Origin of the sequence: Nonomuraea soli, from assembly GCF_013761175.1 — a bacterium.
In the GTDB taxonomy this organism is placed as follows: domain Bacteria; phylum Actinomycetota; class Actinomycetes; order Streptosporangiales; family Streptosporangiaceae; genus Nonomuraea; species Nonomuraea soli.
The window spans coordinates 493,767-504,883 of sequence record NZ_JACDUR010000005.1 but is presented as its reverse complement, the minus strand read 5'-3'; the positions used below and the strand labels follow the sequence as shown (position 1 = coordinate 504,883).

Sequence of the window (11,117 nt, the reverse complement as noted above, 5' to 3'; positions counted from 1 at the left end):
CCTGTGCGCTTCTGCTGAGAAGGACAACGCGAGATGGCAAACGAAGACAAGCTCAGGGACTACCTGAAGCGAGTTACCGCCGACCTTCAGCAAACCCGTCGGCAGTTGCGCGATATCGAGGGCCGCGACCGCGAGCCCATCGCGATCGTCGGCATGGGCTGCCGCTACCCGGGCGGGGCAACCTCGCCCGAGCAGCTGTGGGAGCTCGTCGCCGACGGGGGTGACGGGATCTCCGAGTTCCCCGCCGACCGCGGCTGGCGGGAGGACCTCTACCACCCCGACCCCGACAACCCGGGCACGACCACGGCCAGGCACGGCGGATTCCTCTACGACGCCGCCGAGTTCGACGCCGGCTTCTTCGCCATCTCCCCGCGCGAGGCCATGGGCACCGACCCGCAGCAGCGGCTCTTCCTGGAGACCTGCTGGGAGACCTTCGAACGGGCCGGGATCGACCCGGTGTCCGTGCGCGGCAGCCGTACCGGCGTCTACGCCGGGGTCATGTACCACGACTACTTCCGCGCCGAGGCGCTCGGCAGCGTCACCTCCGGCCGCGTCGCCTACGCCCTGGACCTGGAGGGCCCGGCCGTCTCGGTCGACACGGCCTGCTCCTCGTCGCTGGTGGCGTTGCACCTGGCGGTGCACGCCCTGCGCCGGGGGGAGTGCACGATGGCGCTGGCCGGCGGAGTCACCGTGATGGCCACCCCGAACACCTTCATCGAGTTCTCCCAGCAGCGCGGACTGGCCTCCGACGGACGCTGCAAGTCCTTCGCCACCTCGGCCAACGGCACCGGATGGTCGGAGGGCGTCGGCGTGCTGCTGCTCGAACGCCTCTCGGACGCCAGGGCCAACGGCCACAACGTGCTCGCCGTCATCCGCGGCAGCGCGGTCAACCAGGACGGCGCCAGCAACGGGCTGTCGGCGCCCAACGGACCCTCCCAGATCCGCGTGATCAGGGAGGCGCTGGCCGACGCGGGACTGTCGCCCTCCCAGGTCGACGCCGTCGAAGGCCACGGCACCGGCACCACCCTGGGCGACCCGATCGAAGCCCAGGCCCTCCTCGCCGCCTACGGCCAGGACCGGGAGGCCGAGCGCCCGCTGTGGCTGGGCTCCCTGAAGTCGAACATCGGCCACACCCAGGCCGCCGCCGGGGTCGGCGGCGTGATCAAGATGGTGATGGCCATGCGCCACGGCGTCCTGCCCCGGACGCTGCACGTGGACGAGCCGACCGAGCACGTCGACTGGTCGGCGGGCGCGGTCGAGCTCCTGACGAGCTCCCGCCCCTGGCCGCGGGCCGAAGCACCCCGGCGCGCCGCCGTCTCGGCCTTCGGATTCAGCGGCACCAACGCCCACCTGATCATCGAGGAGACCCCGGTCGAGCCCGACGAGGACGAGCCGGAGCGGCTTCCCCTGCCGCTGGTGCCGTGGGTGGTCTCGGCCAAGGACGAGACGGCGCTCGCGGCCCAGGCCGCCCGCCTGCACGCCTGGGCGCTCGCGCACGAGGAACTGCCGGTGGCCGACGTCGGCTGGTCCCTGGCGACCGGCAGGTCCGTCCTGGACCAGCGGGCCGTGATCGTCGGAGCCGACCGGGCCGAGCTGATCGCCGGGCTCGAAGCCCTCGCCGGTGGCACGCCCACGCCGGGAACCTTCACAGGAAGCGGGACGGGCGGCCAGCTGGCCTTCCTGTTCGCGGGCCAGGGCAGCCAGCGCCTGGGCATGGGCGCCGCCCTCGCCGAGTCCTTCCCGGTCTTCGCCGACGCCCTGGAGGAGGTCTGCAAGGTCCTGGACCCCCTGCTGCCGCACCCCGTGCGCGAGGCCATGTTCTCCGGCCCCGAGCAGGTGCTGGACGAGACCGGCATGACCCAGCCGGCGCTGTTCGCCTTCGAAGTGGCGCTCTACCGGCTGCTGACCTCGCTGGGCGTCACCCCTGACGTGCTGGTGGGCCACTCGGTGGGCGAGATCGCCGCCGCGCACGTGGCCGGGGTGCTGTCCCTGGCCGACGCGTGCGGCCTCGTCGCCACCCGGGCCCGCCTCATGCAGGCGCTGCCGCCCGGCGGGGCCATGCTCGCCATCGCCGCGCCGGAGGCCGACATCCTGCCGCTGCTGGAAGGCCGCTCCGACATCGGCATCGCCGCCGTCAACGGCCCGGACGCCGTCGTGGTCTCCGGTGACGCCGCCGCCGTCGACGAGATCGCCGCGCTGGTCACCGCCCGCACCCGCCGGCTACGGGTCTCGCACGCCTTCCACTCGCCGCTCATCGAGCCGATGATGCAGGAGTTCCGGCGCTACGCCCAGTCGCTGACCTACCACGAGCCGTCCGTGCCGATCATCTCCGACGTCACCGGACGGCGCGCGCAGCCCGGCCAGCTCACCGACGCCGGCTACTGGGTGGACCACGTACGGCAGGCGGTCCGCTTCGGTGACGCCGTCGCCTCCGCCCGCTCCGGCGGCGCCACGGTCTTCGTGGAGATCGGCCCCGACGCCGTCCTGACCGGACTGGCCAGGCAGATCCTCGACGGCGACGAGGCCGTCACCTTCGTGCCCGCCGTACGCAAGGACAGGGACGAGGCGCGAAGCTTCGTCGAGGCCCTCGGCCGGCTGCACGCCAGGGGTGTCACCGTCGGCTGGGACGCCTACTTCGCCGACGCCTGCCCGCGCCGTGTCGACCTGCCCACCTACGCCTTCCAGCGCAAGCGCTACTGGTTCATGCCGGGCAGCTTCGCCGCCCAGCAGGCCGCGGAGGCCGCCGACCCCGAGTTCTGGGCGGCGGTCGAGCGGGAGGACGTGGACGCGCTCGCCGCGACACTGAACATCGACGACGGCTCGCCCCTGGCCGCCGTGCTCCCCGCACTCTCGTCATGGCGGCGCCGCAGGCGCGAACAGGACGTGCTGGACAGCTGGCGTTACCGCGTCACCTGGGAGCCCGTCGCCCTGCCGGAGGCCGGTCCTTCGGCGCTCGGCGGCACGTGGCTGATCGCGGTCCCGCACGAGCGCGCCACCGACGAGCCGGTGACGGCGGTCGCGCGGGCCCTGGAGCGGCACGGAGCCACCACGAAGATCGTCAGCCCGGCCCTGGACGGCGCCACGGCTGCTACGGGTGTGCTCGCCCTGCACTGCGACCCGGCCCAGATCCTTCAGCTGATCCAAGCCGCCGACGGCATCGACGCGGCCCTGTGGGTCGGCACGGACGGCGGCCAGAGCGTCAGCCGCGTCGACTTCGTCCGCGACCCCGTCCAGGGCGCGGTCGCCGGGCTGGTGCGCGTCCACGGACTGGAACACCCCCAGCGCCCCGGCGGTACCGTCGACCTGCCGGAAACCCTCGACACCCGCGTGCTGGGCCGCCTGGTGAGCGTGCTCGCCGCGGCGGGACACGAGGACCAGCTGGCCGTACGCGCCTCGGGAACCTTCGCCCGGCGCCTGACACGGGCGCCGCGCCAGAGCACCGGCACCGGCCAGCGGTGGCGGGCGCAAGGCACCGCCCTGATCACCGGAGGCACCGGGGGCCTGGGCGCGCACGTGGCCCGATGGCTGGCCAGGGGCGGCGCCGAGCACCTGCTGCTCACCAGCCGCCGGGGCACGGACGCGCCAGGCGCCGCCGAGCTCGTGGCCGAGCTGGAGGAGCTGGGCGCGCGGGTGACCGTGGCCAGGTGCGACGTGGCCGACCGCGCCGCCCTGCAGAGCGTGATCAGCCAGGCGGAAGCGGCGGGCGACCCGATCCGGTCGGTCTTCCACACCGCGGGCGTCCCGCACATCCAGCCGCTGCTCGCCCTCGGCGCCGACGAGCTGGCCGAGGCCACCAGCGCCAAGATCGTCGGCGCGAGCCTCCTGGACGAGCTGCTGCCCGGCCCGCTCGACGCCTTCGTGCTGTTCTCCTCCGGTGCCGGCGTCTGGGGCGGCTCCCACAACGGCGCCTACGCCGCAGGCAACGCCTTCCTCGACTCGCTCGCCGCCCACCGCCGCGCCCGCGGCCTGCCCGGTACGGCGATCGCCTGGGGCTTCTGGGACGCGGCGGGCGGCGGCATGACGACGCTGCTCGGCGAGGACGACGCCCGCAGGAGCGGCGTCGCCTACATGGACCCGCTCATGGCGATCGAAGGACTCTGGCAGGCGCTCGACGACGACGAGACCGCCCTGGTGGTCGCCGACATCGACTGGCCGCGCTTCGCCCCGCTCTTCACCGCCGCCCGGCGGCGCCCCCTGCTGGACGGCGTCCCCGAGGCCGTCGCGGCCCTGTCGGACGGCGAGGCCACGCCGGAGGTGTCGGAGCTGGGCGCCGAGCTGCGGCTGCTCGACCCGCGCGAGCAGGCGCGGCTCCTGGTGGCCAAGGTCCGCCAGGAGGTGGCCGGCGTGCTCGGCTACGCCGACCCGGCCGAGGTCGGCGTCGAGCGCGCCTTCCGCGACCTGGGCTTCGACTCCGTCACCGCCGTCGAGCTGCGCGGACGGCTCAACCAGGTCCTCGGTATCCGCCTGCCGGCCACCGTGGTCTTCGACCACCCGAACGTCAAGGCGCTCGCGGAGCTGGCCAGGACCGAGATCCTCGGAGTCCGGCAGGAGAGCGCCGGCGCCGGCCCTGCCCACAGGGAACTCACCGACGACCCGATCGTGATCGTCGGCATGAGCTGCCGCACCCCCGGCGACGTGAACGGCCCCGACGACCTGTGGCGCCTGGTCGCCGAGGGCGGGGACGCGATCTCCCGGCTGCCCGGCAACCGCGGGTGGGACGTCGAGGGCATCTACGACCCCGACCCGGAGGCGCCGTTCGCCTCCTACACCCAGGACGGCGGCTTCGTCCTCGGGGCGGGGGAGTTCGACCCCGAGTTCTTCGGCATCAGCCCGCGCGAGGCCCTGGCCATGGACCCGCAGCAGCGCCTGCTGCTCGAAGCCTCCTGGGAGGCCATCGAGCACGGCCGGATCGACCCCGGCTCGCTGCGCGGCAGCCGCACCGGCGTCTTCGTGGGCGCGGCCTACGAGGAGTACGGCCGCCACTCCGACCAGGTGCCGCTGGAGTCGATCGGTCACCTGGTCACCGGCACGCTGAGCAGCATCGCCTCCGGCCGTGTCGCGTACGCGCTCGGCTTCGAGGGCCCCGCCGTCACCGTCGACACGGCCTGCTCCTCGTCGCTGGTGGCCCTCCACCTCGCGGTGCAGGCGCTCCGCAACGGCGATTGCGACCTGGCCCTGGCCGGGGGCGTCACCGTCATGTGCACCCCGCTCGGCTTCATCGGCTTCAGCCTGCAGGGCGCGCTCGCCCGCGACGGCCGCTGCAAGGCCTTCGCCGGAGCGGCCGACGGCTTCGGCCTGTCGGAAGGCGTGGGCATGCTCCTGGTCGAACGGCTGTCGGACGCGCGGCGCAACGGGCACCCAATCCTGGCCGTCGTGCGCGGAAGCGCCATCAACCAGGACGGTGCGAGCAACGGCCTGACGGCGCCGAACGGGCCCTCGCAGCAGCGGGTGATCCGCCAGGCACTGGCCAACGCGGGCCTGACGCCCGCCGACGTCGACGCCGTGGAAGCCCACGGCACCGGAACCACCCTCGGCGACCCGATCGAGGCGCAGGCCCTTATCGCCACCTACGGCCAGGACCGGGAGCTACCGCTCTGGCTCGGGTCGATCAAGTCGAACATCGGCCACACCCAGGCGGCCGCCGGTGTCGCGGGTGTGATCAAGATGGTCATGGCGATGCGGCACGGCGTGCTGCCGCAGACGTTGCACGTGGACGAGCCCAGCCCGCACGTCGACTGGACGGCGGGCGCGGTCAAGCTGCTCACCGAGCCGATCGCGTGGCCGGACACCGGCCGCGAGCGCCGCGCCGCGGTCTCGTCGTTCGGCATCAGCGGCACCAACGCGCACGTGGTCCTGGAGGAGCCCCCGGCCGAGACCCCGGCCGAGACTCCTGGCGGGACCCCCGGCGCCACGGCGGACGCCGCCGATACTCCGGCGGCTGTGACGGGCGCTCCCAGTGCTTCGGCGGACGCCTCCGGCGCTCCGGCACAGGGCCGCGGCGTCCCGGCGGCCGCCTCCGGTGTCCAGGCCTCCGCGTCCGGCGCCGATGCTCCTGTGCGGTTGCCCGCGGTGCCGTGGCTGCTCTCCGGCAGGTCCGCGCAGGCCCTGCGCGACCAGGCCGGGCGTCTCGTGCTCGCCGAGCCCGAGGCCGATCCCGTGGACGTCGCGCACTCCCTCGTCGTGACCCGCTCGGTGTTCGATCATCGTGCGGTGGTCGTGGGCGCCGACCGCGGCGAGCTGCTGTCCGCTACGGCGGCGCTGGCCGAGGGCGGTGTCAGCGGCGCGGTCGTCACCGGCGTGGCCGCGGGCGACGGCAAGACCGTGTTCGTCTTCCCCGGCCAGGGCTCCCAGTGGCTCGGCATGGGCGTGGAACTGCTGGACTCCTCCCCGGTGTTCGCCCAGCGGATGACCGAGTGCGAGACGGCTCTGGCGCCGTTCGTGGACTGGTCACTGACCGGCGTACTGCGCGGCGAGGAGGGCCAGCCGGGCTTCGACCGGGTGGACGTGGTCCAGCCGGTGCTGTGGGCGATGATGATCTCCCTGGCCGCCGTGTGGCAGTCGGTCGGCGTCAAACCCGCCGCGGTGATCGGGCACTCGCAGGGCGAGATCGCCGCCGCCGTCGTGGCCGGGGCGCTGTCCCTGGACGACGGCGCCCGGGTCGTGGCGTTGCGCAGCCAGGCGATCATCGCGCTGGCGGGCCGGGGCGGCATGGTGTCGGTGCCGCTGCCGGCCGCCCAGGTGGCCGAGCAGCTGGAGCGCTGGCAGGGCCGCATCTCCATCGCCGCGATCAACGGCCCCTCCTCGACCGTCGTCTCCGGCGACGTCGACGCCCTGGAGGAGCTGCTGGCCGCCAACGAGCGGGCCAAGCGGATCGAGGTGGACTACGCCTCGCACTCGGCGCACGTGACCGCGATCAAGGACGACCTGGCGGGCCTGCTGGCTCCGGTCACCCCCCGCATCAGCCACACCCCGTTCTTCTCCACCGTGACGGCGGCCTGGATCGAGGGCCCCGAGCTCGACGCGGGCTACTGGTACACCAACCTGCGCCAGACGGTCCAGCTGGAGCCGTCGATCCGCGCCCTGATGGAGCAGGGCCACGACGCCTTCGTCGAGTGCAGCGCCCACCCGGTGCTCACCACGGCCATCCAGGACACCGCCGAGGCGGCCGAGCACGACGTCACCGCCGTCGGCACGCTGCGGCGGCAGGAAGGCGGGCTGCGCAGGGTGTGGACCAGCGCCGCCGAGGCGTGGGTGCGCGGCCTGGACGTGGACTGGCGGCAGATCCTCGCCCCCGCCCGTCCCCGCGTCGTCGACCTGCCCACCTACGCCTTCCAGCACCAGCACTTCTGGCTCGAGGAGCGCACCGCCACGGCCGGCGACGTCGGCGCGGCGGGCCTGGGCGCGGCCGGACACCCCCTGCTCGGCGCGGCGGTGCCGCTGGCCGGGGCGGAAGGGGTCCTGCTGACCGGCAGGTTGTCGCTCAGGACCCACCCGTGGCTGGCCGAGCACGCGGTCAACGGGCAGGCCATCCTGCCGGGCACCGCCTTCGTCGACCTGGCCCTGCGGGCGGGCGACGAGGTCGGCTGCGACCTGCTCGACGAGCTCACCATCCAGGCCCCGCTCACCCTGCCCGAGCAGGGAGCGGTGCAGCTGCAGCTCACGGTCGGCGCGCCCGACGGCGAGGGGCGCCGACCCCTCACCGTCCACGCCCGCCCCGATCGCGGCCTGGCCGACGACCCGTGGACCTGCCACGCGTCCGGCACTCTGGCCGCGGGGGCGGCGCACCGCCCGGCGCAGGAGACGGCCGTCTGGCCGCCGGAGGGCGCCAGACCGGTCGACGTGACCGGCATGTACGGCTGGCTCGCGCAGGCCGGCCTCGGCTACGGCCCGACCTTCCAGGGCCTGCGCGCCGTCTGGGTGAAGGGCGCCGACCTGTACGCGGAGGTGGCCCTGCCGGACGACACCGTCACCGGCGGCTTCGGCCTCCACCCCGCCCTGCTGGACGCGGCGCTGCACTCCATCGCGCTGCACGAGGTCGGCTCCCAGGACGGGCCGCAGATGCCCTTCGCCTGGAGCGGGGTGCGCCTGCACGCCACCGGGGCCGCCGCCGTCCGCGCCCAGCTGTCGATCCAGGAGGCCGGCCGGGTGACGCTCACGATCACCGACCAGGCCGGGGCTCCCGTCGCCGACGTGGCGTCCCTGCTCCTGCGTCCCCTGCCCGCGGGCGGAGGCGCGAGGAACGCGGACACGACACGCGAATCGCTCTACGAGCTCGAATGGACCGCCATGCAGGCGGGCGAGCCGGTTCCCGGCCTGCGCTGGGCCACTGTCGGCGACTCCGCCGCCCTCGACGCGGCGGGCATCACCGCCGTGCCGTACGCGGGCCTGGCCGAGGTCCTCTCCATGGAGCAGGCACCCGACCTGGTGTGCGTGACCCTGGACGGCGCGACCGCGGGCGGCCTGGCCGAGGCCGTCCACGAGCGCACCTGTGAGGCGCTCGGCCTGCTGCAGGAGTGGCTGGCCGACGAGCGCCACCCGGGCTCGCGGCTGGTCCTCATCACCCGCGGCGCCGTCGCCGCCGACGTCCACGACGAGGTGCCCGACCTGGTCAACGCGGCCGTCTGGGGCCTGGCCCGATCGGCCCAGTCGGAGAATCCCGAGCGCCTGGTCCTGCTCGACCTGGACGGCCACCCCGACTCCTACCGGGCTCTGCCGTCCGTCCTGGCGGGCGGCGAGAACCAGGTGGCGCTGCGCGAGGGGGTCGCGTACACGCCCCGGCTGGTCCGCGCCGGAACCGGGCGCGGCAGCGCGATGGTCCCGCCCGCGGGCACCGCGAACTGGCGGCTGGACACGACCGGCCGCGGCACGGTCGACAACCTCGCGCTCCTGGCCGCCGAAGACGCGCCACTGGACCCGGGCCAGGTCAGGATCGCCACCCGGGCGATGGGCCTGAACTTCCGCGACGTCCTGATCGCCCTGGACATGTACCCGGGCGAGGCTCCCATGGGCGGCGAGGGCGCCGGCGTGGTCATCGAGGTCGCCGACGACGTCACGACGCTGGCGCCGGGAGACCGGGTCATGGGCATCGTGGACGGCTTCGCCCGGCGCGCCGTCACCGACCACCGGCTGCTGGCCCGCATCCCCGAGGGCTGGTCGTACACCGAGGCCGCGTCCGTGCCCATCGCGTTCATCACCGCCTACCACGCGCTCGTCGACCTGGCCCAGCTGCGCGCGGGGGAGTCGCTCCTGGTGCACGCCGCCGCGGGCGGCGTCGGCACGGCCGCCGTGCAACTGGCCCACCACCTGGGTGCCCAGGTGTACGGCACGGCAGGCGAGAGCAAGTGGCAGGCGGTGCGAGACCTGGGCGTGGACCCCGCCAGGATCGCCTCCTCCCGCACCCTCGACTTCGCGCGGACCTTCGAGGCCGGCGTGGACGTGGTGCTCAACTCCCTGGCGGGAGAGTTCATCGACGCCTCGCTCGGCCTGCTGCGCCCCGGCGGGCGCTTCATCGAGATGGGCAAGACGGACCTGCGCGACCCCGAGCAGATGCTTCCCGCCCGCTACCTCAGCTTCGACCTCACCCAGCTGGACATGGACAGGACCGGCGAGATCCTCGCCGAGATCGTCGCCCTGTTCGATCAGGGCGCGCTGCGGCTGCCCCCGATCAGAGGCTGGGACGTGCGCCGGGCGGACGACGCCTTCCGCCACGTCGCCCAGGCCCGCCACATCGGCAAGGTCGTGCTCACCATGCCGGCCGAGATCGACGCCGACGGCAGCGTGCTCGTGGTCGGCGGCACCGGCGCGCTCGGCGCGCTGGCGGCCAGGCGGCTGGTGACCGAGCACGGGGTGCGGCACCTGGTGCTGGCCGGGCGCCGCGGCCCCGGCACCGAGGGAGCCGCCGAGCTGGAGCGCGAGCTGACCGAGCTGGGGGCGAGCGTGCGCATCGTGGCGTGCGACGCCGCCGACCGCGCCGCCCTGGCGCGGCTGCTCACGCAGATCCCGGCCGAGCACCCGCTGACCGCCGTCGTGAGCACCGCCGGTGTCCTCGACGACGGCATGATCACCTCGCTGACGCCCGAGCGCCTGCGGACCGTCCTGAGGCCCAAGGTCACGGCGGCGATCAACCTGCACGAACTCACCGCAGAGCTCGATCTGGCCCAGTTCGTGATCTACTCCGGCGCCGCGGGCGTCTTCGGCAGCCCGGGTCAGGGCAACTACGCGGCGGCCAACGCCTTCCTGGACGCGCTCGCCCAGCACCGCTCGGCCCGCGGCCAGGCCGCCACCTCGCTCGCGTGGGGCCTGTGGACACCTCGCAGCGGCAGCGGTATGACCGGCCACCTCGACGAGGCCGACATCAGCCGGCTGAACAGATCCGGCATGGGCGCGCTCGACCTGGACGACGGCCTGGCCCTGCTCGACCTGGCCATCGGCGCCCACCAGGCGGCACTCGTGCCGATCCGGCTCGACCTGGCGACCCTGCGCGCGGGAGCGGCCGGCGGCCTCGGCCATCCGCTGCTGCGCAGCCTGGTGCGGACCACCGCCCGGCGCGTGGTGGTGGCGGAGGCGGCGCAGGGCGAGTCGCTCAGCGACCGGCTGGCCGCCCTGCCGGAGGCCGACCGCACGCCGGTGCTGCTGGAGCTGGTCCAGAGCCACGTGGCCGCGGTCCTCGGCTTCGCCAGGCCCGACGCGGTCGAGCCCGGCCGGGCCTTCAAGGAGATCGGCTTCGACTCGCTGACCGCGGTGGAGCTGCGCAACCGCCTCAAGGCCGCCACCGGCCTGCGGCTGCCGGCCTCGCTGGTGTTCGACTACCCCAACCCCGCCGCGCTGGCCAGGCACCTGCTGGAGGAGATCGCGCCACCGGCGCACAGCGCGGGACAGCAGGTCCTGGCCGAGATCGACCGGATGGAGGCGGCGCTGGCCGCCGCCGCGGCCGACTGCGCGACCCCCGAGGAGATCACCTCCAGGCTGGAGCAGCTGCTCTTCTCCTGGAAGGAACGGCAGAGCGGCACCCGGCCCGCGGAGGAGAACGTGGCCGACCGGCTGGCCGCCGCGACGGCCGACGAGATCCTCACCTTCATCGACAACGAGCTCGGCATCGCCTGAGCAGGCGTGGAAGC

General features: G+C 74.4%; 1 protein-coding gene. It reads left to right on the top strand.

Translation table 11 applies throughout. From position 1 onward, the window contains the following. The first annotated feature begins 33 nt into the window (after positions 1–33). Positions 34–11,103, top strand: coding sequence for a type I polyketide synthase (locus HNR30_RS48130; RefSeq protein WP_181612566.1), 11,070 nt, complete (start codon positions 34–36; stop codon positions 11,101–11,103). Positions 11,104–11,117 lie beyond the last annotated feature (14 nt).